Raw genomic sequence first — 22428 nt, 5'->3', positions numbered from 1 at the left:
GGTCCCCTTCGAGCTTCAGGGCGGAGCCGGTCCTGCCTCGTTTGAAGTCATGAGCATAGAACTGTTCCTCTGCAGTAACTGCCGGATTGCTCAAGATTAGATAGGCAAATTCTCAAATTCGAAATGGAGCAATTTTGTATTGTCGGTGCAATTCCGGGTTAATGCGTCCGCTGCCGCATTGAAGTCTAATGCTGTTGAAGTATCCATCTAACCCGAATGGGTTGAGGCCCTACCAGAAGGGTTTGGAACAACGATCAGGCTTGAGCATAGGCTCCGCTTCACTTGAGCATATCGAAAAGTGGCCCTGAGCATTGGGCGACAAGGATCAGGAGAAGGACCCCGATGAACCAGAGCCACGAGCCGCGTCGCTGCGGCTGAGCCTGCGGCTGCGGGGACGGCGTGGCATGGGTGTTCATCACCGGCACGGGAGGAGCAGGCAGGCGCTCGATCAGTTCGGCGGATGCGGCCGGAATGCTGCCGGCCATCCCGATGAACCGGAAGCTCACCGGAATGCCGCCCACGAAGCCCACCTCGGCCGGCTGGATCACGGCCTCGTGGCTGACCCACCAATATTCCTTGCGATCGTCCATTCTGCATCCGTCCATGTCTGACAGGCTAGTCTAACGCTTAGCCCCATCAACTTGATCTGGAAATCCAGCTGCAATAGAGCCACCATGACAAAATGTTGAGTGCGCATCTCCAGGAGATCTTATGAACGTTCTCGTCACCGGCGGGGCTGGATATATCGGCGGCCATATGGTTCTGGCCCTGCTCGATGCCGGCCACAAGCCCATCGTGTTCGACAACCTGTCGACCGGCTTCCGGTGGTCGGTGCCGGAGAATGTGCCGCTCGTCGTAGGCGATATCGGTGATTTCGAGCTGGTGCTGCGCACGCTGCAGACCCACCAGATCGATGCGATTGCCCATTTTGCCGCCAAGCTGGTCGTGCCCGAATCCGTCACCGACCCGCTCGGCTATTATCTCAACAACACCGTCAAGAGCCGCTCCCTTATGGCGGCCGCCGTGGCGGCCGGGGTCAAGAAGTTCGTCTTCTCGTCGACTGCGGCCGTCTACGGCAATGCCTCCGACAAGCCGCTCGGCGAGGATGCGCCCTTGGCACCTCTCTCTCCTTACGGCAGCTCCAAGCAGCTGACCGAGGTGATGCTGCGCGATGTCGCGACGGCCCACGACATGCACTACGTGATCCTGCGCTACTTCAACGTGGCCGGATCGGATCCCGCCATGCGCCATGGCCAGTCCACGGCCAGTGCCACGCACCTCATCAAGGTGGCGATCCAGACAGCGTTGGGCATGCGCTCCCACATGGAGGTCTTCGGCTCCGACTACCCGACACCGGACGGCACCTGCATCCGTGACTACATCCACGTGACCGATCTCATCGCGGCTCACATGCTTGCCCTGAACCACCTCGACCAGGGAGGCGAGAGCCTCGTGGTGAATTGCGGCTACGGGCACGGCTATTCCGTGTCCGAGGTCATCGAGACGGTCCGCAAGGTTTCTGGAAAGCCTGTCGAAGCGCGCTTTGCGCCCCGCCGTGCCGGCGATCCTGTGACCATCGTGGCGGATTCAGCCCGTATCCGCTCACGGCTGGGATGGGAGCCGCGCCATGACGACCTCGCCAGCATCGTGGACCACTCCCTGCGCTGGGAGAGCATGCTGCGGGAAAGAAATCTCAAGCTGTAGAGGACCCGCGAAACCCGCCCCGCCGCTAAGAACAGGTTAAGAACCTTTCCGTCAAATGCTGTCCTGACACTGGCCGATTCCCGGCCGGCAGACGCGAAAGGGCAGGGGCATGGACAGGGGTGCGGGAATCAACGGAGTTCTGCTGCTGAACCGCCTTCTGCTGGCGGGCTGCTTCCTGCCCGAAGCTTTTGGACGCGCCGCCAACATCTCCGGCTTTGCCGCGACCCTGACCATGAAGGGCATGCCCTATGGGGATGTGGTGGCAACCGTCGTGGTCATGGCAGAGGTCTTTGGGCCTCTGGCGCTGGTTCTAGGGTTGGCACCTCGCCTGAGCGCGTCCGTCCTGATCGCCGCCCTCGTGGTCACGACCGGGACCCTGCACCGCTTCTGGGATTACGGCGGCCTGACGCGTCAGGCCGAACAGGCCGTGTTCCTGTCCCATCTCGGAGTTCTCGCGGGGCTTCTGTTCTACACCCTCACGGGACCCGGTGCCTGGAGCTGGCAGGCCTGGTGGAAGGGCGCCGGCAACCCGTCGAAGCCGGCGAAGGCCAAGAAGCGGCAGCCCTCCCGTCCGCGCAATCCGAAGCCGCGTCCGGCGCCCGTTCGTCAGGCCGTGGATGACGATGAGCTGGCGGATGCCGCGTGACGCGCCCTGGACACGAATCGCTTTCCCCGTCAGGGCTGCTGCCTTCATTCAGCCTCTTATCCCGGCCATAAACCCTTGTCCGGCCGTGCTTTTGCGCACCGGCCTTGGTGTTTTTTCAGGTTAGCAGTGGCGTCATGCTCCATTCGTCCTCGCGTTGCCTTCTCGGTCTTGTTCTCGCTTTGGCGTGCGTGTCTCCAGCTGCCGCCCAGCAGCCCTCCGATCCGCTGACCCGTTTCCTGGACGGCGTCTTCAAGAAGCCCGCCCCTCCAGCGAGCGCCCCTCAGGCTGCGCCGCAGGCCGAGCCGGCGGCACCGGCAGCCGCGCGCCCACAGGCTCAGCCCAGGGCGGCCGCTCCGAAGCCGCAGTCCCCAGCGCCGCAAAAGGCAGCCCAGCCGAAGGCGCAGCCTGCGCCCCAAACAGCCTCAAAGCCGGCGCCGAAGCCTCAGGCTCCTGCCGTCACCGAGAAGCCGAACACGCAATCGCCTGCGCCTGAGCCTCAGAAGCCGGCGCCTCCGCCGCCCGTCCAAACAGCGGAGCCGCCAAAGCCCGTTGAGGCGCCGCCACCGGCCAAGGTTGCCGAGCCGCCGAAGCCCGCGCGCTCGACCCCGGTTCAGGCCGTCCCCGCTGCGACGGCCGTAGCCGCACCAGCATCGGCTCCGACGCCGACCTCACCGCCCGGACCGAAATCCCCGGAGGAGGCCCTCGACCGGGTGAATGCCTATTTCAACAGCATCGACCAGCTGTCGGCCTATTTCGTGCAGAAGAACCCCAACGGCCAGCAGGCCGAGGGCAATCTCTCCATGCGCCGTCCGGGCCAGTTCCACTTCGCCTATGCGCCGCCGAGCACCCTCGAAGTGGTCTCCGACGGGCGCAACGTGGCGATCCGCGACAAGAAGCTCGGCACCAACGACGTCTATCCCGTCGCCCAGACGCCCCTGAAGTTCCTCGTGCAGGACAATATCGACCTGTCGCGGGACACCAAGGTCCGAGACGTGCAGGTGGGCCGCGACGGCATCGTGACCGTCCGCTTCGACGACAGCGCCACCCTCGGCGGTACGTCCAAGATCACCCTGCGCTTCGACAGCCGGGCCAATGCGCTGAGAGCGTGGACCATTATCGATGCTCAAGGGTACGAGACCACCGTGACCTTGTCCGGCCTCAATGCAACCTACCGGAGGGATGCTCGCGCGACGCAGTAAGGCTTGAGTACCGCCTTGCCGAAGCGGGATCACCGGTACGTGGCCGGTGATGACGGAGGGGTGTTGTTTCCGGTGTTCGCCGGCCTCCCGCGTGGAAAGAGCCGGTTCGGCCGATTTTTGACCTAGCATGCCCTGGATTTCGGTTTAGAAGGCGGGGGAGCCGCCGTTCCGGTGCGGCGCGGAAATCCTTGGCAGGTCAGCATGGTCGATAAAGCAGCCCTTGGAGCCTATGCCGGTTACGTCCTTGAGGACGCCACCATCCCGGAGCTGCCGAACCATTACCGCGGCAAGGTGCGCGATAATTATGACCTGCCGGACGGGCGGCGGATCATCATCGCGTCCGACCGATTGAGCGCCTTCGACCGCAATCTCGCGGCCATTCCGCTCAAAGGCCAAGTGTTGACTCAGACGGCGAAGTTCTGGTTCGAGAAGACGGCGGATATCTGCCCCAACCACGTGATCGAGTATCCGGACCCGAATGTGCTGGTGGGCCGCAACCTCACCATCCTGCCCGTCGAGATCGTGGTGCGCGATTATCTTGCCGGCACCACGGGCACGTCGATTCTCTCCCTCTACAAGAAGGGCGAGCGCGAGATGTATGGCATCCGTCTGCCGGATGGCATGCGTGACAACGAGAAGCTGCCGCAGACCGTCATCACGCCGACGAGCAAGGCCTTCCATGGCGGCCATGACGAGCCGCTGACCCCCGCCGAGATCGTTGGACAGGGGCTTCTGAGCGAGGAGCAGTGGCAGATCGTCTCCGACTATGCCCTTGCGCTCTTTGCGAAAGGCCGGGAGATGGCCCGCGAACGCGGCCTTATCCTCGTCGACACGAAATACGAGTTCGGCATCGACGAGAACGGCGCCATCATGATCGCTGACGAGATCCACACGCCGGACTCGAGCCGTTACTGGTTCTTGGAAAGCTACCAGCAGCGTTTCGAGATGGGTGACCGCCCCGAGAGCTTCGACAAGGATTTCGTCCGGAATTGGGTGGTGGCACGCTGCGATCCCTACAAGGACGATGTCCCGGAGATTCCGCAGGATGTGGTGCTCGAGACCTCGCGGGTCTATATCGATGCCTTCGAGCGCATCACCGGCCAGACCTTCGCCCTGCCGGATCCGAATGTGCCTGTGCTAGAGCGCATTCGCCGGAATCTGAAAGCATATTTCTGAAGCCGGTTGACGATCCGGCCTCCTGCTCTTAAGAATGCGCCCATGATCACCGGTCGCACCACTTTCACGAACTATTATACGCCGTCCCCATAGGGCGGCTCCGTTCGGTTGCGACCAGACGTTCGATGCCGCCGCTCTCCGGCGGCATCTTCATTTGGTGATCAGGTCTCCGGGTAGCGGCTCCCGCTAAACCCTGAGAGACAGACATGAGCACCCCGAAATCCGAATTCCTAAAGACGCTCACCGAGCGCGGCTTCATCCACCAATGCACTGATCTGACAGCCCTCAATGAGCGCCTCTCGGCCGGGCCGGTTGCGGCCTACATTGGCTTCGATGCCACGGCGGACAGCCTTCATGTCGGCAGCCTCGTGCAGATCATGACCCTGCGCTGGCTGCAGAAGTGCGGCCATAAGCCAGTCGTGCTTATCGGCGGCGGTACCTCGCAGATCGGCGATCCGAGCTTTCGCGATGCGAGCAGGCCGCGGCTCGACGACGAGCAGATCGCCAGGAACGCCGCGGGTTTGAGGCAGGTGTTTTCCCGCTACCTTACCTTCGGCGACGGGCCGACGGATGCAGTGATGGTGGACAATGCCGACTGGCTCGACCCGTTGCGCTACCTACCGTTCCTGCGCGACTTTGGCACGCATTTCACTATCAACCGAATGCTGAGCTTCGACAGCGTGCGCCAGCGGCTTGAGCGCGAGCAACCGCTCACGCTGCTGGAGTTCAACTACATGGTGCTCCAAGCCTTCGATTTCCTGGAGCTGTCGCGCCATCATGCTTGCGTGTTGCAGATGGGCGGCTCGGACCAATGGGGCAATATCGTCAACGGGATCGAGCTCGCCCGCCGCATTGACCAGCGCCAGCTCTTCGGGCTCACGACACCGCTGCTGACCACCTCCGCTGGCGCCAAGATGGGCAAGACGGCGAGTGGCGCGGTGTGGCTCAATGCCGAGAAACTCAGCCCCTACGAGTTCTGGCAGTTCTGGCGCAACACCGAGGATGACGATGTAGCTCGGTTCCTGCGCCTCTTCACCGAGCTGCCCCTCGACGAGGTGCATCGACTTGGACAGCTGAAAGGCGCCGAGATCAACGAGGCGAAGTACATCCTTGCCATGGAAGCGACGAAGCTCGCGCATGGAGCGGACGCGGCACGAGAGGCTGCAGAAACCGCACGCCGCACCTTCGAGGAGGGCGAGAGCGCTGCCGGTCTTCCGAGCGTCGGTCTCTCACGGACCGAGCTCGACTCGGGCGTAACCGTCGCGCAGCTTCTCGTCCGTGCGGGCCTGTCGGCCTCCAGGAGCGAGGCTCGCCGTCTGGTTCTCAACAGCGGAGCGAGACTCAACGGTGCTCTCGTGCAGGATGCGGACAGCCATGTCACGGCAGCCGATCTAAACGAGGGCATCATCAAGCTGACAGCCGGCAAGAAACGGCACGTTTTGGTGAGAGTGAGCGGCTGAGGCTTATCGGGGAACGGTGGCCTGTGGCGGGTCACCGTTCCGGCTGTCCGGATGCGACGCAAGAAACGCTTTTACTGTCTTCGCTACGGTGCGCGGACGCTCGACTGGCAGCATGTGAGTCTCACGTTCGAGCAGCCGCAGTTGTGAGCAAGGGATCAAGCTTGCGGTCTCCGTCATTGCTTCCACATCGAAGAAAGGATCTTTCGTGCCCCCGAGGATGAGCGTGGGAGCCTGGATGCGGGTGAGCCATGTGGGATCGCGGCCGAAATCTTCGCCCGCAACAGCATGAAGCCCACGGACGATAGTGGCTGGATCGTTCATCGTCTCGTGCAGGCGCATACGCTCCTGACGGAAGCGCAGTCGCAGCAGCAAGTTCAGCCACGGGCGGCGGAAGACGAGGCCGAACTCATCGAGGAATCCTTGAAAGTCTCCTTGCCACGAGCATTCGATCTGACGGTCGATACTCCGGCGTCCCTCTGGTGAGAAGCGGTGGGCGCTGACCAGCAGGATTATCTTCTTGACGAGGTCTGGATGCCCCGCGGCAAGTTTCGCAGCAACGAAGCCGCCGAAAGAAATACCCATGACGGCAGCAGCGCCTATCTCTTCCCGCAAGATCTGCGCGATGTCTGCCACGATGGCACCGATGCTGTGATCGGCCGGAGGGTCGGGCTCGTAGCCCAGAATATAGATCGCTCTGTCCCCGGGCAGAAGGCGCACGATGCGCTTGGCGTCGCGCAAGGCACGCGCTGGCGTCGGACGTCTGACGAAGGCCTGCCCGCCGTTGAGCACGACAATTGGATTTCGTCCCGAACGGACTTTCACATACGGAATCTTGTTCAGGAAAAGTCCTGATTGGAAGTCTTTCATGTTGGGTCTGCTGTGTTTGAAGCAGCCGCGACGGACCTTTAGGGATCGCACGAGGGCGGTTGCTGAGGCCGAAAAACATTTGCCCGGATGATAGTCGCATGAGTGCGAGCGACAGGCTGCATCAGCCACGCAGCTGAAGCGGCAAGAAGGGCAGAAATGGAGCCGGCGGACACTGGAAGAGTGGCGGCGGCTGGCGGCCGGACAGCGTTCCTAATAGTTGTTTGCCGCAGCGTCAACAGCTAAGGCTGCTGACGAGCTTCATACTGCGAACGAAACGGCCGGCAGGCTTTCCACCGCAGGACGGGCGAACAGGAAGCCCTGGAACAGATTGATGCCGGCGCTTTTCAAAGTCGCAAGCTCCGCCTCGGTTTCGATGCCCTCGGCGATGATCGTGATATCGAGGGTGCGGGCCATCACCAGGATGCCGGCAACAATGGCCTGACGGGCGGCGGAATCCGCAATCCCGCGGATCAACTCCATGTCGATCTTGATGAGGTCCGTCTGGAAGTTGGCGAGAAGGTTCAGGCCTGCATGGCCGGCGCCGAAATCGTCGATGGCCGTGATGAAGCCGAGGCGCCGGTATTCCGCGATGATCCTGGCAACGTGCTTCGTGTCCGCCATGCGCTCGTTCTCGGTGAATTCGAACATGATGCGTTTCATGTCGAAACCGACGCGACGTGCTGTTTCGAGAGACGTTCTGATGCAGGCAGCCGGCTCATAGACCGCATTCGGCATGAAGTTGATGGAGAGCTTCGTATCCTCTGTCACAGGAAACAGGCGTCCTGCCAGTTCGATGGCCTTCACCCGGCAGGCCTGGTCGAACTTGTATTGCCGCTCCTCATCGACCTGGCTCAGGATGGCTCCCGCAGACTCGCCCTTGGTGCCGCGCACGAGCGCCTCATACCCCCAGACAGCGCCTCGCGTGACATCGATGATCGGATGGAAGGCCATTGTGAAGTCGAAGGGGAGCGGTTCGCCGTTCCGGCATCCCTGACATCCTAACGTCGTGTCTCTCACAGGCGCTTCCGTGCGTTTATTGAAGAATTGCACAGACGGTTATGGGCAATACTTCTTGAGATTGCCCTAACGTAATCACGGGGAGGGCTGTATGCCCCGTGGCCGATTATCACCGTGTCGCGGCGATCTGAAGGCCTTCTCTCTGTCAGGCCGCGCGGCTTGAGGAGCGCTCATCCTCGGCCTTGTGCCTGTCCCAGGGCCAGCGCCCCTCGATCTCGACTTCCAGGGAGAAGCTCAGAAAGGTTCGGATCAGGATGATGCCGCCGAGGATGAGAAGGCTCTGGAGCGTCGGCTCGATGGCGACGGTGTTGATGATGTCCGCCGCCACCAGAAATTCGAGCCCGAGCAGGATGGCTCGCCCCAGGTTCGAGCGGTACAGGGTGAAGGCTTCGGATCCTGAGCGGCCCCGCAGGACCTGCCAGACGACGGCGATGCTGGCGCCGAGAAGCCCGAGGACGATGATGGCGATCCCGCCGATCTCGATGGCGCGCGTCATCAGCTTCAGCCCCGAGGGAAACCACTCGTCCATGAAAGCTCCTGTGCCTTATGTCCTACAGAGAGTCATAGGACAGCCGGCGGAAGCCTCCAGGGGGGCGAGGGTGACTCAGGTGAAGCCGGGCTTGCTTGGCAGCCCCATGCGTTTGAACATCATCACCACAGGGCACATACCCGTAAAGGATGCCTGGACCAAATGGGCACCGAGGATGCCGGTGAGCCAAAGCCAATTCAGATTCACATAAACGGCGAGCAGGACGCTGAGAATGATGAGCCCGCCGACGGTCAGAAGGATCGCACGTTCGACTGTCATGACCATGCCTCCAGCAGAGACAGGACGATTTTACATGAGGTCTGACAGGTCACCAAAGAAAAAGGGCCGGCGATGACCGGCCCTTCCGGATATGGAAGCGGATGTGTGGTCAGTACGCCGACGACACTCGCGTCTCGTCCTCGACCTCGAAGAGGCGTTGGCCCTGCAGCACGACCACGGGCGAGCCGACCGGAACCCGGCTGTGGAGATCGATAATGTCCTGGTTGAACAGGCGGATGCAGCCGCTCGACACGGATTGGCCGATGGACCAAGGCTCGGTCGTGCCGTGGATGCGATACATGGTATCGCGGCCGTTGTCGTAGAGATAAAGGGCACGGGCTCCAAGCGGATTGCTCAGGCCGCCTTCCATGCCGCCGGCCCAGCGGGCGTTGCGCTCCGGCTCACGCTTGATCATCGATGCGGTGGGTGTCCAGCGCGGCCAAGCCGCCTTGCGTCCGACGCGGGCGCGGCCGCTCCAGGCGAGGCCTTCCTTGCCGACGCCGATGCCGTAGCGGATCGCGCGGCCGCCTTCTCGCACGAGGTAGAGATAGCGGGATTGCGTGTCGACCACGATGGTGCCGGGTTCCTCGCGGCCGTAATAGGCAACCTCGCGGCGCAGGAAGCGAGGATCGACCTCGGAAATATCGGTCGCCGGGAGCGGATGCGGCTCGTCAAGGCGGGGTCCGTACATCGCCGCATAGGCAGGATCGATGCGGCGCACGGCCTGCTGAGGAGGCTGGGTGGACACGCATGCTGCCAGGGCTATGGGAAGCAGCAGGACAAAAGAGCGAACGGCTCTGCGCAACAAGGATCGGCTCGGGGCCAGTGCAGCAAACATCAGTGGGGGAACCTGCAGTTTCTGGTTATTGGCTTCATCCACCGGTCCTTGCGGGCGGCGGCGCTACTCCTCAAGAGACATAGTCCCAGGAGTGTCGAGAAGGTGAATCTTCGGTGGCGGGAATGTGGCAGAAGGCCCCTGTGGTTTGCAAGACACAGTCTTTTGAACAGGATGATCTAATTCGAGGGCTATGAGTTAACCTCCCGAAAAGATGCGATAAAGTTTCTGTCCCGATTTAGCTTTCGAGCGAGTTCTTCGATGCAGTCTCCTTCCATCCAGATGCTCACGATCTGCGGCATCTCGGAACTAGCCGACCAGCGCGAGCGATCCGTCACTCATGTGCTTTCGATCCTCGATCCGGACCACCCGGATCCAGAAGCCTTTGAAGCTTATGATCCTCATCACAGGACGATTCTGCGCTTCCATGACATCATCAATCCGCTTCCTGGGATGATCCTGCCCGAACCGGGGCATGTGGAGGCGGTGCTGCGCTTTGGCGACGAGGTTGTTGAGAAAAGCGGTGAAGGAGCGGAAGGACATCTGCTCGTCCACTGTCACATGGGCGTCTCCCGCTCGACGGCAGCGATGCTGACGCTCATGGCCCAGACGCATCCGGAGGAGGGCGAGGAGAAGCTCTTCGAGAGATTGACTGAGATCCGTCCGCAGGCATGGCCGAATTCACTCATGATCGAGTTCGCCGACGGGCTTCTGTCCCGCAATGGGCGGCTCGTGGATGCATTGCGCCGGCATTACGGTCGCCAGATCCAGCGTATCCCACGTTACGAGCAGCTCATGCGCGATCTCGGCCGCGCCCGCGAGGTCGAGATGGCGGTATGAGCATCGATCCTATAGAACTCTCGCCTCATCCTGAGGAGGATTGCGTGAGCAACCCTCCTCAGGATGAGGGCTCAGGTGCCGAATGATCGTATCTATCGCGCCGGGGCCTTGCCCAGCACGCCGAACTTTGCATCTGGCTTGACGTGACCTTGTCCGATCTCGTCGTTCGCCAACTCCTCCAGGATCGGGCAATGCGGACGTGTGTCGCCATGGCAGTTCGTGGCGAGATGTTTAAGAGTCGATGCCATCTCCTGCAATTCGCGGATCTTGCGCTCGAGCACGGTCACATGCTCCAGCGCAATAGCTTTCACGTCCTTGCTCGCGCGCTCGCGGTCCTGCCACAGCGAGACGAGGTCGGCGATCTGCTCGACGGAAAAGCCGAGATCGCGCGATCGGCGGATGAAGCGCAGGGTGTGCACGTCGTGATCCGAATAGACCCGGTATCCCGCTTCCGTCCGCACGGTCTTCGGGATCAGCCCGATGGATTCGTAGTAGCGGATCATCTTGGCGGAGACGCCGGAGGCCTGGGCTGCCTGTCCGATATTCATGCGACACCTTCAACAGTTCGAGCGGCAGGGGCGGTGTCCTGCACGGATGAGACGGGAGCCTTGAAGCCGCGCAGCCTCAGGGCATTGCCGAGAACGAAGACGCTGGAGAGCGCCATGGCGCCTGCCGCGAAGATCGGGGAAAGCAGAATGCCGTAGACCGGGTACAGCACGCCCGCGGCAACCGGGATCAGCAGCACGTTGTAGGCGAAGGCCCAGAACAGGTTCTGGCCGATGTTGCGGATCGTGGCCTTGGACAGGGCGATGGCGTTGACTACGCCGCGCACGTCGCCGGACATGAGCACCACGTCGGCGCTCTCGATGGCGATGTCCGTGCCGGTGCCGATGGCGATGCCGATATCGGCCTCGGCGAGCGCCGGCGCATCGTTGATCCCGTCGCCGACGAAAGCGATCTTGCCATGGGTGGCACGAAGGCGCTTCACGACCTCGACCTTGCCCTCGGGCAGCACTTCCGCCACCACCTCGTCGATGCCGATCCGCCGGGCGATGGCCTCGGCCGTCCCGCGGTTGTCGCCGGTGATCATCGCGACCTTCAGGCCGAGAGCATGGAGAGTCGCAATGGCCTCAGGGGTCGAGGGCTTGATCGGGTCGGCCACAGCGATGATGGCCGCAAGCCTGCCGTCGATGGCTGCATAGAGTGGGCTCTTGCCCTCGGCACCAAGGCGGGCTGCCGTGTCGGCAAAGTCCGCGACGGGGAGCCCGAGCTTCGTCATGAAACGGTCCGCGCCCACATCGACCTTCCGGTCTTCCACCGTGGCCGAGACGCCGAAGCCGGGCACGGCCTCGAAGCTGTCGGTCGAGGGCAGGGCAAAACCGCGCTTCTCGGCGGCTGCGACAATGGCCTGGGCGATCGGGTGTTCGGAGCGAGCTTCCACGGCAGCGACCAGCCTCAGCGCCTCGGCCTCCGAGACGCTGGGTGCGGTCACGAAGTCGGTCAGGTCCGGGCAGCCTTGGGTGAGGGTCCCGGTCTTGTCGAGGGCGACGACGCCGACCTCCTTCAGGCTCTGCAGGGCCTCGCCCTGGCGGAAGAGCACGCCGAACTCCGCCGCCCGTCCCGTGCCGACCATGATCGAGGTCGGCGTGGCCAGCCCCATGGCGCAGGGACAGGCGATGATCAGCACGGCGACCGCATTGACCAGCGCAAATGTGAGCGCCGGTTCCGGCCCGAGGACGAGCCAGACCAGGAAGGTGAGGGCCGCCGCCGCCATGACGGCCGGCACGAACCAGGCCGTCACTTGGTCGACCAGCGCCTGGATCGGCAGCTTCGAACCTTGCGCCTGCTCGACCATGCGGATGATCTGGGCCAGCACCGTGTCGGCACCGATCCGGGTGGCCCGGAAGGTGAAGCTGCCGGTCTTGTTGATGGTTCCGCCGACCACCTCGGCGCCTTGGGCTTTCTGCACCGGCACCGGTTCGCCGGTGATCATGGATTCATCGACGAAGGACGAGCCTTCCACGACCTCACCGTCGACCGGGATCTTCTCCCCGGGACGAACCTGCACCACGTCTCCCGCGAGCACCTGATCAAGCGGGATCTCCAGGGGCTGGCCGTTGCGCAGCACGCGGGCGGTCTTGGCCTGCAGGCCCATGAGGTGCTTGATCGCCTCGGAGGTGCGGCCCTTCGCCTTCGCCTCGAGATAGCGTCCGAGCAGGATCAGGGTCACGATCACTGCCGCCGCTTCGTAATAGACGTTGGCCATATCGACAGGCAGGAGGCCAGGCAGGAAGGTGGCCACCACCGAATAGGCATAGGCCGCGCTGGTGCCGAGCACCACCAGGGAATTCATGTCCGGCGCCCAGCGCAGCAGGGCCGGCACGCCCTTGCGGAAGAAGCGCAGGCCTGGCCCGAAGAGCACAAGGGTGGTGAGCGCGAATTGCAGATACCAGCTCGTGCGATGCCCAAGGGTCCCCATTACCCAGTCATGGATGGCCGGAATGAAGTGTGAGCCCATTTCGAGCACGAAGACCGGCAGGGTGAGGATGGCCGCGATGGTGAGAGAGTGCTGCAGGCCGGAGATCTCCGCCTCCCGGGCAGCACTTTCGCGATCGGCCCGGTCGTTGTCCTGGCCCAACGCCTCGGCTTCGTAGCCGGTCTGCGCGACAGCGCCGATCAGACGGCCCACCATGTCCGCTCCGCCCAGGTAGCGGACAGAGGCGCGCTCGGTGGCGAGGTTGACGCTGGCTTCCAGCACGCCGGGGACGCGGCTGAGCGCCTTCTCGACCCGGCCGACGCAGGAGGCACAGGTCATGCCGTCGATCGTCAACTCGACAATGTTGTCGGCGGGCTCGTAGCCCGTCGCTCGGATCGCCTCGGCAACGGCAACAGGATCGGCATCGGCTGGCGCAAATTCCACATGGGCCCGCTCCGTCGCCAGGTTGACGCTGGCGGCCGTGACGCCCTTCACCGACCGGATCGCCTTCTCGACTCGGTTCACGCAGGAGGCGCAGGTCATGCCCTGGATGGGGATGTCGAGCGTCTCAGTTTGGACGAGCTTGCCGGCGGCCATGAGGAATCTCCTGATCCTGATATGGGAAGCAGGTTTAGTCCTTCCAATGATGGGAAGGTCAAGCGGCCGGAAAAAGTAGTTTCACGACGCTGCCAAGCCTTGGAACCGGGCTCGAAGCAGAGTCATTGATCCGACACGTTTGCCCCATACGCCGCGCGACCGAGCCTCTTGGCAATTAGACCTTTTGGCTTGTGCCGAGCAGGGCGGTGCCTTTACCTGTAACGAACGATTGAGCCGGACCGAACCTTTGAAGCACACCGAAAACCCGGGGCAAGCCCTTCGGATTCTCACCTACAACGTCCACCGCTGGCTCGGTACGGACAGGCAGATTTCCCCGACTCGGATTGCGGAGGTCATCGCATCCTGCCAGCCGGACATCGTGGCACTCCAGGAGGTTCGCGTCGGGCGCGTGCGGGCAGGGGAGGTGGATCAGGCTGCGACCGTGGCCTCGGTTCTCGGCATGGACCTGCATTTCCAGCCTACGATCCGCATCCTGGGCGAGCAGTACGGCATTGCGGTTCTGACGCGCCATTCCTCGCGCGTCGTGAAGTCCGGACGTCTGCCGACGCAGTCAACCCGGCCGTCCTTCGAGAAGCGCAGCGCGCTTTGGGTGGCAGTCGAGATCGACGGGCAGACAATCCAGGTGGTCAACGCCCATCTCTCCCTCCGCTCCGGTGAGCGGCGGACGCAGGCCGCGGCTCTCGTCGGGGCGGACTGGGTCGGCCATCCCGACTGCGCCGAGCCGGCCGTGCTCCTAGGCGATTTCAACGCGCCGCCTCTTTCACGCTCCTACCGGATGATCGCCGACAAGCTGCAGGATGCCCAACTCTCCAATTCCTTCGGCGAGCCACAGCCGACTTTTCACACCCGCGCGCCGGTGCTGCGCCTCGACCACGTCTTCGTCACCAAATCGATTGAGGTGGTCGATGCCGGGCCAGTCCGCACCCCCTTGACTCGGGTCGCATCGGATCATTTCCCCCTGCTGGCGCAGCTCCGCGTCCGCAAGCACTCCAAGGCCGCTGCGTCCGAGCATGCGCGTGCGGGAGAACTTCTCTGAACTTATTTTCCCAATCGTCTGTGAAATAATATATCAATTAGTCTAAGCTGCCTTGAAAGTGCCACTGTGTAACGTATGAATTAGCCATCGTGTAACGTTATAATTTAAATTCCCGGTGGGGCGCGGGAAGAAGGGTCACGATGAAGCTGTACTACACGCCGGGAGCTTGTTCTCTCGCCCCGCGGATCATCGCCTGCGAGGCCGGCCTGCATATCGAATATGATAAGGTCGACCTGAAAACCCAGACAACAGCTTCCGGCCGCGATTACATCAGGATCAACCCGAAAGGCTACGTTCCGGCGCTCGCTCTTCATTCCGGTGATGTCCTGGCCGAGGTGCCGGTGATCCTTGAGTATCTGGCGGATCAGGTGCCTGCCACTCATCTCCTGCCGAAGCTCGGATCCCTGGAGCGGTACCGGGTCAAGGAATGGCTCGATTTCACGGGGGCGGAGCTGCACAAGGGCTTCGATCCGCTCTGGACGGCGCCAATGCCTCCGAAAGCACGGCAACTGGCCGTGAGCCACCTGCAGCGTCGCTTCGCCTATCTTGATGAATGCCTGCGGGAGCGTTCCTATCTCGCCGGCGAGCATTTCACCGTCGCCGACGCCTATTGCTTCACCGTGCTCAGCTGGAGCCGCTTTCACCGGATCGACCTCTCGGCTCATCCGGCCGTCATGGCCTATATGACACGGGTTTCCGCCCGCCCGATGGTGAAGCGCGCCCTCAAGGCTGAGGGATTGGCGACACAGCCCTGAACAATCCGGCTGGCCCATTCTCTCTGGCGATTCAAAGCCCTTGCCACGAACCGACAGGGCCGCTAGGCACCCGTTGCCATGCTTCCTGTTTCCGTCTTCATCATTGCCAAGAATGAAGCTGACCGGATCGGCGCGACCATCCGCGCCATCCGCGGCCTGACGGATGATCTGGTGGTCGTCGATTCAGGCTCGACCGACGGAACGCAGGCCCTCGCCGAGGAGCTTGGCGCTCGTGTCCTCCATAATCCCTGGCCGGGTTACGGGCTCCAGAAGCGCTTTGCCGAGGATCAGTGCCGGCACTCCTGGGTCCTGAACCTCGATGCGGATGAAGTGGTGTCGCCGGAACTTCTGGCCGAGATCCAGACCTTGTTCGCCCATGGGGAGCCCCCCTGTCAGGCCTACGGCATCAGCATTGCCGAGACCTTCCCGGGGGAGGCGGCTCCGCATCCCCTGGCATACCGGGTCGCACCGGTCCGCCTCTACCGGCGAGATGCCGGCCGGTATTCCTCCTCCCTCGTTCATGACCGGGTTGATCTGAAGCCGAGCACGAAGGCCGGCAAGCTGAAGGGCCTCGTCCATCACCGATCCGTGCGGTCCCTCGGGGATCAGCTCGCCAAGCTCAACAGCTATACCGATCAGCAGGCCGTCGATCTTGAGAAGAGAGGCATCTCGATTCCGACATGGCGGGTCTATTTCGAGTTTCCAGCCGCCTTCCTGAAAGCCTATTTCGGGCGGCTGCATATTCTGCGCGGCACCTATGGGTTCCTGATCGCCATGAACTACGCCACTTGGCGCCACCTGCGCCTGGCGAAGCACTATGAGCGCAAGCGCATGAATGCGCTGGCCAAGGCTAGCTCAAGGGAAGAGCGGGCTTGAGCTTTCGTGGCCTCAAATGGCTGCGGTAACATGGATCTCGAGCTTGTAGGCGGGATCCGCCAGCCTGGATTCGACGCAGACCCGGGCCGGAGCCTGTCCCGGAACGACCCAGGCATCCCATACGGTATTCATCTCGTCGTAGAATGCGATATCGGCGAGCCATATCGTCGCCTGGAGAAGCTTTGACTTGTCGCTGCCAATCTCGGTCAGTGATTGCTCGATCTGCCCGAGAATGTCCCGCGTCTGCTCCGCAACTGACCCGCCGAGCGTCGTCTCGGGAACATAGCCCGAGAAATAGGCCGTATCCCCGAGGAACACGAGATCGCTGTACCGCGCGGCTATGCCGATGCGCCGAATGTCCATCATGCCCTCATTCCTGTTCTTAGCATGGGTTCACCCGCGCCGGATTAACACAGGCTCTCAGATCCGGGGAGTGGACTACCCCTCAAGACAAGCGCGGCAATTGCTGCTAGGAGGGCTGAACCTGCTCTCACTCCGAGGAATCGATGCTTACCCGGACCCTGCCCTTGGCTCTTGTTGCGGCCCTAGCTGTCTTCGTCTCAGGTTGCGCTCGCGGCACGGCTCCTGGATCGCTTTCGTACTACGTGGCGACACCGGCGGCCAAGGTCGAGACGCGATGCGGCGGCGGATACCAAGTCTTCCAGAGGCCGGGAGAGCCGACGATCCTGGTCGCTGCCTATGGGGTGTCCGAAGTGGCCCAGACCCTCTGCGAGCAGCGTCGCGGGATCGTGCCGGTGCGGGCAACCGGAATCAGGCATGAGGAGGCTGCCGTCGAATACATCGCTACGAATCCGCAATTGAAGGGCTGCACGGTCGTGAGCGGAATCGAGCACACCCGCCTGCATTCGGAGTTCGTCCTGGCCTGTCCGGCACCAGCCACCAGCGTCGTGAGCGCGAAGGGCTGAACCCTCCGTGTCATTCCGTCCTTCCTGATGGCATGACATCTAGCCCTCGGCAGAAGCCTAGGCGAGAACAAAGTCAGGATCTGAGAAGGGAATGGCGGAGACGGAGGGATTCGAACCCTCGATACCCTTTTGGGGTATGCTCATTTAGCAAACGAGTGCCTTCAGCCGCTCGGCCACGTCTCCAGGCGAAAAGGCGGGAACGGGATCCCGCTTCGCAGGTGGCGCAATAGACGCGAACAGGGTCCTTTCGTCAAGGTCCAAATTCACCGTTTTAAGGTGAGCCCAGCCGGTTAGGAGGCGGGGGCAGCCTCTGCTTTTACGTAGAGATCCTTAATCTCCTCGAAGCCTCGAATGGCGGGTCCTGAATGCCTGACGATGACGGCGCTCAGTTGCCGGAACTTGTCGTCGGCCCAATCCTCGACAACCAGGGCTACCGCTTCCCGAAGAGGCAGTGTGGCAACCTTGCCGGCCATGGCCTGGCCAGCCACGCCCTCGAAGGGGCGATTGAGGGCAAGGAGATCAACCATTTCGTCAAGATCGTAGGCTGCGATCACAATCCTCTCCAATGAACGATCGAGGGTATCTTGGCTATTGGGCATTCAATTGTGGCAACTGAATGCCCAAGCTTGCGGCAGGCTGGTCTTGGCGAGAAGACATGAGCCTGAAGCTCATTCTGTCCCCAGAGTTGATATCGGGGCGGAGTGAGAACGCTTCAGGTCAGTTCAAGCTCGTCCTTTGTTCGCTCTTGTCCGGCATTGGGGTTGTCCCTTCCGCCTCGTCCGGGATGATGAGGACTGAGACGGCATGGCCGCTGGAAGCGAGAATATCGGCGGCGTCGAATGCGGATCGCTCCGCGTCCTGCCGTGTTGCAAACGCCGTCTGCTGCCGGTCTGCGTAGGTGACCAGCCACTCGCCCTGAAACTTGAAGACGACAAACCGATCCGTATGCATCAGCTTCTCCCTCACCTCGTCATATGACGAAGTTGGAAAAGCCTATCCGATTGCTGAGCATGGGGAAGAAAACGATGGAGGTAGCGGCCAGGACAAAAGGATGAAGTTCCAGGATGCCGGCGGTCACACCTCAATGAGAATGAGGGACCTGCCGATCTCGCGGTTCCTCGATGGTAGGGAGGTCACGTCCACAACGCATCTCGGCCATACGCTGCCGGCATAATCCCGGAGCGTATGGCCTAAAACACAGCGAAACCTATGCTGCAGGTCGCTTAAAAATCCTGTTGGCTCGGAAGACGCCCGCCAGGGGTGTACTGATCCACCGCCTTGGGAAGCTCCCTCGACAGACGAGCCAGAAGCTCTTCGCGGGACAGGCCGGTCTGCTGCGTGAGCGTTGCGAGCACGTCGGGGCCGATGGCGCCCTCCAGCTGGTCTGGAGCAACCTCCTTGTTGGGGCCGGTGCCCACCCAGGAATCAACCGTGTCGCCGTGGCCGTTCTGACGGAAGCTGTCGACCAGTTCACCCAGGCCTCCGCTCACCAGCCCGCCGGGGCTCGCATTGCCGCCCAAGCTGCCCAGGAGTCCGCCCAGGCCTCCACCGCCCAGAAGCCCGCCAAGGCCTCCCATTCCTCCTCCCATTCCGCCCGGCTGCTGACCGGCGCCGCCGGGCTGGCCTCCGCCCTGGTTGCCCATGGCACTGCCGAACATTTCGGAAAGCTTGTCCCGGTTCTGGAAACCGGCAACGGCCAGAAGGCCCAAAAGTGCTGTCATGGATGGAAAGCCGCGGCTCATGTCGTTCCTCCTCTGTCGATGCACAGGGAATCGCATCGGCACCGAAAGAGTTCCCTTGCCGCGGGCAGCCTTTTCCTGCGGAACATGATGCGCAAGAGCGTGAATACGGGTTGGCAGGGAAGCGGAAGGCTTTAGGCTAACCTGACGGTATGCGGCTCCGCCATGCAGGCGATCCTGCATGATGACGGGTGAAGGATATTCGATGACGACATTCGACGTGGCGGTAGTCGGGCTTGGCGCTATGGGCAGCGCTGCACTGTTCAACCTAGCCAGCCAAGGTCATCGGGTCGTCGGCATCGAACAGTTCGAGCCCGGCCACGACAAAGGATCGTCACACGGCGAGAGCAGAATCATCCGCCTGTCCTATTTCGAACATCCCTCCTACGTGCCTCTGGCGCGCCGTGCTCTCGAGAAGTGGCGCGACCTGGAGAGGCTCTCGGGCGAAACGATCCTGACGGTGACGGGCGCTCTCGAAGCGGGGTATCCGGGCGCTTCCATCGTGAGCGGCTCGCTGGAGGCTGCCAGGCAGCACGACCTGACTCACGACGTGCTGAGCGCGGCCGACATCACCCGGCGGTTTCCCGGCTTCAAGGTTCCGTCCGACTGGACAGGGCTTTTTCAGCCTGAAGGCGGGCTGCTGCGTCCGGAGCTTGCCATCCGAACTTTCGTCCAGCAGGCGGAGCGTCATGGCGCGGAAACGCGCATGAACACGCGTGTTCTGGGCATCGAGCCCTTCGGTGCCGGGATCCGCGTGCGGACGGACACGGAGGTGATCGAAGCCGGCTCGGTGATCGTCGCGACCGGCGCGTGGATCGGCGATTTTGCCCCCGAGCTGAAACCGCACCTCAAGATCACCCGTCAGGTGCTCGGCTGGTTCTCGCCGTTCGAGCCGTCGCTCTTCACGCCGGATCGCTGCCCGGTCTTTCTGCTCGAATCCGAGGACGACGCTTGCTACGGCTTTCCGGACTTCGCCGGCACCGGCGTCAAGACGGCCTCCCATCGGGAAGGGTTGGTTCTGCCATCCGCAGGCGATCTGGCGCAGGACGGTAACCCTGAAGACGAGGCGCAGATCCGGCGGATGCTCGCGCTGGCCATGCCGGACGCCAATGGCCCCCTCCGGCAGATGCGCGCCTGCATGTACACCCGTACGCCCGACGATGATTTCGTGATCGATCTCTCGCCTGTCGATCCACGGATCGTCCTGGCGTCCCCGTGCTCGGGACATGGCTTCAAGTTCGCCAGCGTCATCGGCGAGGTGCTGGCCGATCTCGCCTTGGGAAGAGCATCGACGAACGATATCTCCCGTTTTCAGATCCGCCGGTTCGGATCACGCTCGGCCTGACGCGGCAAGGCACTCCATGGCAAGCTGATCCGGCAGGTGTCCGTCATCGCAACCGGTGAGGGCGGCTCGGAAACGAACCGCCCTTTTGCCCTTCATTCGTGGGCTACGGCATCCTCTGCCTTGGACGGCATGAGGTGCTCGATGGAAACCCAATCGGTGCAAGCCCTGAGGATGGGGGCGAGATAGGCGCGGTTGCCCTTGATCTCGACCACGCGACAAGGGTAGGCCCTGCGATCCCCGGGAGGACGGTAGATCACGGTTGCTCCCGGCCTGATATCATCGTTGGCGAGGGAGGCCGGTGCGCTGATCGCCGAGAGCGTTGCAGGCCTCTCGTTGTCCTGCGACACGCTCGCATGTCTGGCGGCTCGGTATCGCTCCAAGGCCTCGATGGCTACCCTGGCGCGGTCGCGGTAGCGATCGCAGACCACCCTCATCAGGGTTCCCCTTTCGCGTCCCGGGTACCAGGTCACACCCCCGATCTTAGCCAGTTCTTCCGCAACAACCTCAATCTCTTCCTCTGTCATTGGCGACAATCCCGCGTGAGCATGTGTGGTGTGCTCAGGTCTTGTGACGGCACCCGTGTGACCTGTTCATCGAGTGCTTTAGCCCCCAAAGAGTTCTTTGTTATTCAAGCCCGGCGCTTGGCGTTCCTGCGCCGAACAGATGTCTATGAGTTCGATCAGGTCCTCAGGTCCATCATGCGTTTCTGCAAGACAGCGAGTTGCTGAATGTATGGGTCGCGGCGCTCGCGATGCCGGTTCTTGAGCTTTTCGAGGGCACGGATTTTGATGGTCATATCGGGAGACCCGTTGCTGACTTTCTCGCGCTCCTTCTCGTAGTCGAAATCGAGATCGGCCAAGGTTGCCAGGAGAGACTGCAGCAAGGGCTGTATGGCGGGTGAGTAGATCCTCGGATGGTTGGCCCCGTTACTGAATTCATCTTTATGAAATTTAGTATCGCCCATCGTCTTCCTCTTATTAACTTTGCGTTAATAGAGGTCGAAGGTACTAAGCCGGAGTTACCCCGTCTGTTGGGAACCCGACACAAAACGCGAAGAAATCGATTTCATCGGAAAACTTCTATGCCCTTCGGTATAGGAGAGGGCATACAATCCTATCGATTAGGTCTGAGCGCGCCCGGCAGGAGCTTGTCGAAGATGCCACGAATCGCGTGGTAGCATTCGCATGCCGTCGCTTCGAGGCCTTCCCGGTCAGTGATCTTGAGCGCGCCTCTTCCCTGAACGATGAGACCGGCTTTTTGCAGCACGCTCGTGACGCTGCTGACCGTGGAGCGCTGGACGCCCAGCATCTCGGCCAGCGCTTCGTGGGTCAGAGGGACATCGTCCCGATCGGTGCGATCACGCGTCGTCAGGATGGAGCGGCAGCATCTGGCTTCCACGCTGTGAACGGCATTGCAGGCGACGATCTGAAGCGTCTGGGCCAGGAATGCCTCGGTGAAGCGAAACATGGCATGCCGCAGTTTCGGCCGCATGGCCACGCCCTCATTCAGCCATTCCAAAGCAACGCGCGAGGCTGTTCCTGGAACTTGAGTGACATAGCGACCGAACGATTGGCGGGTGACGAGTGCGCTCACAAATCCAAGGGCGCCCTCCCGACCGAAGACGGCCATCTCGACAGATCCGCCGCTGTGAAGGACCGTTAGAAGCGAAACAATCGCATCGTGGGGGAAGTAGGTGTGCCTGATCGGCTCTCCCATCTCAAAGAGGACCTTGCCTCGGGGCAGGTCGACGACTTCAAGGTGAGGCTCAAGCCAAGAAAAGTCCTCTGGCTCCAAGGTGGCAAGGAGCCGGTTTTTCCGGTGAATGTCAGCCTTGGGGCCATTCTTCATGGCAAGGTGTCACCGTGTTGTGCTGGCTTCCAAGAAAGGAAATCAGGCATCTTTAAAGGACTATATTAACACAACTGTTGGCTGCGTAACTGCGCTGCTTAGTTATAAACAGCCAAGCGAAGCTGTTATTCCGCCATCTCTCGAAAACGTTACCTTAGCCAGAACAGGGGTGTTTTCAGCAGGCAAACATCACCGGTCCAGCTTTGTGCCGATGATGCGTTGCGGATGCCTCCTAAGAGTACAAAGAGGCGGCTTGG

General features: G+C 62.0%; 26 protein-coding genes and 1 tRNA gene. 11 read left to right on the top strand and 16 right to left on the bottom strand.

What is annotated here, in order from left to right:
- Nucleotides 1-278 precede the first annotated feature (278 nt).
- The gene (locus JKL45_RS07125; RefSeq protein WP_201860420.1) at nucleotides 279-590 is read right to left on the bottom strand and encodes a hypothetical protein; all 312 of its coding nucleotides are present in this window, start codon (nucleotides 588-590) and stop codon (nucleotides 279-281) included.
- A gap of 121 nt (nucleotides 591-711) precedes the next feature.
- On the opposite strand from JKL45_RS07125, the gene galE reads away from it, so the two are divergent.
- The 5 genes from galE to tyrS all read left to right on the top strand — a co-directional run bounded on the left by galE (nucleotide 712) and on the right by tyrS (nucleotide 6185).
- Nucleotides 712-1704, top strand: coding sequence for a UDP-glucose 4-epimerase GalE (gene galE, locus JKL45_RS07120; protein ID WP_201860419.1), 993 nt, complete (start codon nucleotides 712-714; stop codon nucleotides 1702-1704).
- A 109-nt stretch (nucleotides 1705-1813) separates the two neighbouring features.
- Nucleotides 1814-2350: a DoxX family protein gene (locus tag JKL45_RS07115; protein WP_201860418.1), complete on the top strand. Its 537-nt coding sequence runs from the start codon at nucleotides 1814-1816 to the stop codon at nucleotides 2348-2350.
- Between the two features lie 134 nt (nucleotides 2351-2484).
- Nucleotides 2485-3549, top strand: a complete 1065-nt coding sequence (locus JKL45_RS07110; protein WP_201860417.1) for a LolA family protein — start codon at nucleotides 2485-2487, stop codon at nucleotides 3547-3549.
- Nucleotides 3550-3750: 201 nt separating this feature from the next.
- The gene (locus JKL45_RS07105) at nucleotides 3751-4725 is read left to right on the top strand and encodes a phosphoribosylaminoimidazolesuccinocarboxamide synthase (protein WP_201860416.1); all 975 of its coding nucleotides are present in this window, start codon (nucleotides 3751-3753) and stop codon (nucleotides 4723-4725) included.
- Nucleotides 4726-4931: 206 nt separating this feature from the next.
- Nucleotides 4932-6185, top strand: a complete 1254-nt coding sequence (gene tyrS, locus JKL45_RS07100) for a tyrosine--tRNA ligase (protein WP_201860415.1) — start codon at nucleotides 4932-4934, stop codon at nucleotides 6183-6185.
- Between the two features lie 3 nt (nucleotides 6186-6188).
- On the opposite strand, the gene JKL45_RS07095 is transcribed toward tyrS, so the two are convergent.
- The 5 genes from JKL45_RS07095 to JKL45_RS07075 all read right to left on the bottom strand — a co-directional run bounded on the left by JKL45_RS07095 (nucleotide 6189) and on the right by JKL45_RS07075 (nucleotide 9715).
- Nucleotides 6189-7181, bottom strand: a complete 993-nt coding sequence (locus tag JKL45_RS07095) for an alpha/beta fold hydrolase (protein WP_201860414.1) — start codon at nucleotides 7179-7181, stop codon at nucleotides 6189-6191.
- Nucleotides 7182-7310: 129 nt separating this feature from the next.
- Nucleotides 7311-8003 carry an EAL domain-containing protein gene (locus JKL45_RS07090; RefSeq protein WP_201860413.1) on the bottom strand — a complete coding sequence of 231 codons (693 nt, stop codon included), beginning with the start codon at nucleotides 8001-8003 and terminating at the stop codon, nucleotides 7311-7313.
- A 211-nt stretch (nucleotides 8004-8214) separates the two neighbouring features.
- Complete coding sequence (locus JKL45_RS07085; protein WP_246498354.1) at nucleotides 8215-8598, bottom strand: DUF1622 domain-containing protein; 384 nt, start codon at nucleotides 8596-8598, stop codon at nucleotides 8215-8217.
- A 75-nt stretch (nucleotides 8599-8673) separates the two neighbouring features.
- Complete coding sequence (locus JKL45_RS07080; RefSeq protein WP_201860412.1) at nucleotides 8674-8877, bottom strand: YgaP family membrane protein; 204 nt, start codon at nucleotides 8875-8877, stop codon at nucleotides 8674-8676.
- 109 nt (nucleotides 8878-8986) lie between these two features.
- Nucleotides 8987-9715, bottom strand: coding sequence for a L,D-transpeptidase (locus tag JKL45_RS07075; RefSeq protein ID WP_201860411.1), 729 nt, complete (start codon nucleotides 9713-9715; stop codon nucleotides 8987-8989).
- Nucleotides 9716-9973: 258 nt separating this feature from the next.
- Here JKL45_RS07075 and JKL45_RS07070 point away from each other — a divergent pair, with 258 nt between their 5' ends.
- Complete coding sequence (locus tag JKL45_RS07070; protein ID WP_201860410.1) at nucleotides 9974-10552, top strand: tyrosine phosphatase family protein; 579 nt, start codon at nucleotides 9974-9976, stop codon at nucleotides 10550-10552.
- Between the two features lie 92 nt (nucleotides 10553-10644).
- Here JKL45_RS07070 and cueR read toward each other — a convergent pair whose 3' ends face one another.
- Nucleotides 10645-11100 carry a Cu(I)-responsive transcriptional regulator gene (gene cueR, locus JKL45_RS07065; protein WP_201860409.1) on the bottom strand — a complete coding sequence of 152 codons (456 nt, stop codon included), beginning with the start codon at nucleotides 11098-11100 and terminating at the stop codon, nucleotides 10645-10647.
- Entirely contained in the window at nucleotides 11097-13625 is a 2529-nt protein-coding gene (locus JKL45_RS07060; RefSeq protein ID WP_201860408.1) for a heavy metal translocating P-type ATPase, read from the bottom strand. Before JKL45_RS07060 ends, cueR begins: the two co-directional genes overlap by 4 nt.
- A gap of 247 nt (nucleotides 13626-13872) precedes the next feature.
- Here JKL45_RS07060 and JKL45_RS07055 point away from each other — a divergent pair, with 247 nt between their 5' ends.
- The 3 genes from JKL45_RS07055 to JKL45_RS07045 all read left to right on the top strand — a co-directional run bounded on the left by JKL45_RS07055 (nucleotide 13873) and on the right by JKL45_RS07045 (nucleotide 16313).
- Nucleotides 13873-14682 carry an endonuclease/exonuclease/phosphatase family protein gene (locus tag JKL45_RS07055; protein WP_201860407.1) on the top strand — a complete coding sequence of 270 codons (810 nt, stop codon included), beginning with the start codon at nucleotides 13873-13875 and terminating at the stop codon, nucleotides 14680-14682.
- Nucleotides 14683-14822: 140 nt separating this feature from the next.
- Nucleotides 14823-15437, top strand: a complete 615-nt coding sequence (gstA, locus tag JKL45_RS07050; RefSeq protein WP_201860406.1) for a glutathione transferase GstA — start codon at nucleotides 14823-14825, stop codon at nucleotides 15435-15437.
- 78 nt (nucleotides 15438-15515) lie between these two features.
- The gene (locus tag JKL45_RS07045; RefSeq protein ID WP_201860405.1) at nucleotides 15516-16313 is read left to right on the top strand and encodes a glycosyltransferase family 2 protein; all 798 of its coding nucleotides are present in this window, start codon (nucleotides 15516-15518) and stop codon (nucleotides 16311-16313) included.
- Between the two features lie 12 nt (nucleotides 16314-16325).
- Here JKL45_RS07045 and JKL45_RS07040 read toward each other — a convergent pair whose 3' ends face one another.
- Nucleotides 16326-16679: a RidA family protein gene (locus tag JKL45_RS07040; RefSeq protein WP_376771012.1), complete on the bottom strand. Its 354-nt coding sequence runs from the start codon at nucleotides 16677-16679 to the stop codon at nucleotides 16326-16328.
- Nucleotides 16680-16819: 140 nt separating this feature from the next.
- Between JKL45_RS07040 and JKL45_RS07035 the strand changes: the two genes are divergently transcribed.
- Complete coding sequence (locus JKL45_RS07035; RefSeq protein WP_201860404.1) at nucleotides 16820-17239, top strand: hypothetical protein; 420 nt, start codon at nucleotides 16820-16822, stop codon at nucleotides 17237-17239.
- A gap of 92 nt (nucleotides 17240-17331) precedes the next feature.
- On the opposite strand, the gene JKL45_RS07030 is transcribed toward JKL45_RS07035, so the two are convergent.
- From JKL45_RS07030 to JKL45_RS07015, 4 genes are all read right to left on the bottom strand, one after another.
- Nucleotides 17332-17422, bottom strand: a tRNA-Ser gene (locus JKL45_RS07030).
- 107 nt (nucleotides 17423-17529) lie between these two features.
- On the bottom strand, nucleotides 17530-17793 hold the full coding sequence (locus tag JKL45_RS07025) for a hypothetical protein (protein ID WP_312896921.1): 264 nt from the start codon (nucleotides 17791-17793) through the stop codon (nucleotides 17530-17532).
- 163 nt (nucleotides 17794-17956) lie between these two features.
- Entirely contained in the window at nucleotides 17957-18190 is a 234-nt protein-coding gene (locus JKL45_RS07020) for a hypothetical protein (protein ID WP_201860402.1), read from the bottom strand.
- A 272-nt stretch (nucleotides 18191-18462) separates the two neighbouring features.
- Nucleotides 18463-18981, bottom strand: a complete 519-nt coding sequence (locus JKL45_RS07015) for a YidB family protein (RefSeq protein ID WP_201860401.1) — start codon at nucleotides 18979-18981, stop codon at nucleotides 18463-18465.
- Nucleotides 18982-19183: 202 nt separating this feature from the next.
- On the opposite strand from JKL45_RS07015, the gene solA reads away from it, so the two are divergent.
- Complete coding sequence (gene solA, locus JKL45_RS07010; protein WP_201860400.1) at nucleotides 19184-20323, top strand: N-methyl-L-tryptophan oxidase; 1140 nt, start codon at nucleotides 19184-19186, stop codon at nucleotides 20321-20323.
- A gap of 92 nt (nucleotides 20324-20415) precedes the next feature.
- Here solA and JKL45_RS07005 read toward each other — a convergent pair whose 3' ends face one another.
- The 3 genes from JKL45_RS07005 to JKL45_RS06995 all read right to left on the bottom strand — a co-directional run bounded on the left by JKL45_RS07005 (nucleotide 20416) and on the right by JKL45_RS06995 (nucleotide 22171).
- A complete protein-coding gene (locus JKL45_RS07005; protein WP_201860399.1) occupies nucleotides 20416-20847 on the bottom strand; it encodes a hypothetical protein in 432 nt (143 codons plus the stop codon).
- A 155-nt stretch (nucleotides 20848-21002) separates the two neighbouring features.
- On the bottom strand, nucleotides 21003-21287 hold the full coding sequence (locus tag JKL45_RS07000; RefSeq protein ID WP_201860398.1) for a hypothetical protein: 285 nt from the start codon (nucleotides 21285-21287) through the stop codon (nucleotides 21003-21005).
- A 149-nt stretch (nucleotides 21288-21436) separates the two neighbouring features.
- Nucleotides 21437-22171, bottom strand: a complete 735-nt coding sequence (locus tag JKL45_RS06995) for a Crp/Fnr family transcriptional regulator (protein ID WP_201860397.1) — start codon at nucleotides 22169-22171, stop codon at nucleotides 21437-21439.
- Nucleotides 22172-22428: the final 257 nt, after the last annotated feature.

The organism is Microvirga soli, assembly GCF_016734765.1.
Taxonomy (GTDB): domain Bacteria; phylum Pseudomonadota; class Alphaproteobacteria; order Rhizobiales; family Beijerinckiaceae; genus Microvirga; species Microvirga soli.
The sequence above is the reverse complement of the archived record's forward strand: the minus strand, read 5'-3'. Positions and strand labels throughout refer to the sequence as shown.

Bases quoted from the DNA above. Each gene is read 5' to 3' on its own strand.
- JKL45_RS07125 (WP_201860420.1), bottom strand. From the start codon at position 590: ATGGACGATCGCAAGGAATATTGGTGGGTCAGCCACGAGGCCGTGATC.
- galE (WP_201860419.1), top strand. From the start codon at position 712: ATGAACGTTCTCGTCACCGGCGGGGCTGGATATATCGGCGGCCATATG.
- JKL45_RS07115 (WP_201860418.1), top strand. From the start codon at position 1,814: ATGGACAGGGGTGCGGGAATCAACGGAGTTCTGCTGCTGAACCGCCTT.
- JKL45_RS07110 (WP_201860417.1), top strand. From the start codon at position 2,485: ATGCTCCATTCGTCCTCGCGTTGCCTTCTCGGTCTTGTTCTCGCTTTG.
- JKL45_RS07105 (WP_201860416.1), top strand. From the start codon at position 3,751: ATGGTCGATAAAGCAGCCCTTGGAGCCTATGCCGGTTACGTCCTTGAG.
- tyrS (WP_201860415.1), top strand. From the start codon at position 4,932: ATGAGCACCCCGAAATCCGAATTCCTAAAGACGCTCACCGAGCGCGGC.
- JKL45_RS07090 (WP_201860413.1), bottom strand. From the start codon at position 8,003: ATGGCCTTCCATCCGATCATCGATGTCACGCGAGGCGCTGTCTGGGGG.
- JKL45_RS07085 (WP_246498354.1), bottom strand. From the start codon at position 8,598: ATGGACGAGTGGTTTCCCTCGGGGCTGAAGCTGATGACGCGCGCCATC.
- JKL45_RS07080 (WP_201860412.1), bottom strand. From the start codon at position 8,877: ATGACAGTCGAACGTGCGATCCTTCTGACCGTCGGCGGGCTCATCATT.
- JKL45_RS07075 (WP_201860411.1), bottom strand. From the start codon at position 9,715: ATGTTTGCTGCACTGGCCCCGAGCCGATCCTTGTTGCGCAGAGCCGTT.
- JKL45_RS07070 (WP_201860410.1), top strand. From the start codon at position 9,974: ATGCAGTCTCCTTCCATCCAGATGCTCACGATCTGCGGCATCTCGGAA.
- cueR (WP_201860409.1), bottom strand. From the start codon at position 11,100: ATGAATATCGGACAGGCAGCCCAGGCCTCCGGCGTCTCCGCCAAGATG.
- JKL45_RS07060 (WP_201860408.1), bottom strand. From the start codon at position 13,625: ATGGCCGCCGGCAAGCTCGTCCAAACTGAGACGCTCGACATCCCCATC.
- gstA (WP_201860406.1), top strand. From the start codon at position 14,823: ATGAAGCTGTACTACACGCCGGGAGCTTGTTCTCTCGCCCCGCGGATC.
- JKL45_RS07045 (WP_201860405.1), top strand. From the start codon at position 15,516: ATGCTTCCTGTTTCCGTCTTCATCATTGCCAAGAATGAAGCTGACCGG.
- JKL45_RS07040 (WP_376771012.1), bottom strand. From the start codon at position 16,679: ATGATGGACATTCGGCGCATCGGCATAGCCGCGCGGTACAGCGATCTC.
- JKL45_RS07035 (WP_201860404.1), top strand. From the start codon at position 16,820: ATGCTTACCCGGACCCTGCCCTTGGCTCTTGTTGCGGCCCTAGCTGTC.
- JKL45_RS07020 (WP_201860402.1), bottom strand. From the start codon at position 18,190: ATGCATACGGATCGGTTTGTCGTCTTCAAGTTTCAGGGCGAGTGGCTG.
- JKL45_RS07015 (WP_201860401.1), bottom strand. From the start codon at position 18,981: ATGAGCCGCGGCTTTCCATCCATGACAGCACTTTTGGGCCTTCTGGCC.
- solA (WP_201860400.1), top strand. From the start codon at position 19,184: ATGACGACATTCGACGTGGCGGTAGTCGGGCTTGGCGCTATGGGCAGC.
- JKL45_RS07005 (WP_201860399.1), bottom strand. From the start codon at position 20,847: ATGACAGAGGAAGAGATTGAGGTTGTTGCGGAAGAACTGGCTAAGATC.
- JKL45_RS07000 (WP_201860398.1), bottom strand. From the start codon at position 21,287: ATGGGCGATACTAAATTTCATAAAGATGAATTCAGTAACGGGGCCAAC.
- JKL45_RS06995 (WP_201860397.1), bottom strand. From the start codon at position 22,171: ATGAAGAATGGCCCCAAGGCTGACATTCACCGGAAAAACCGGCTCCTT.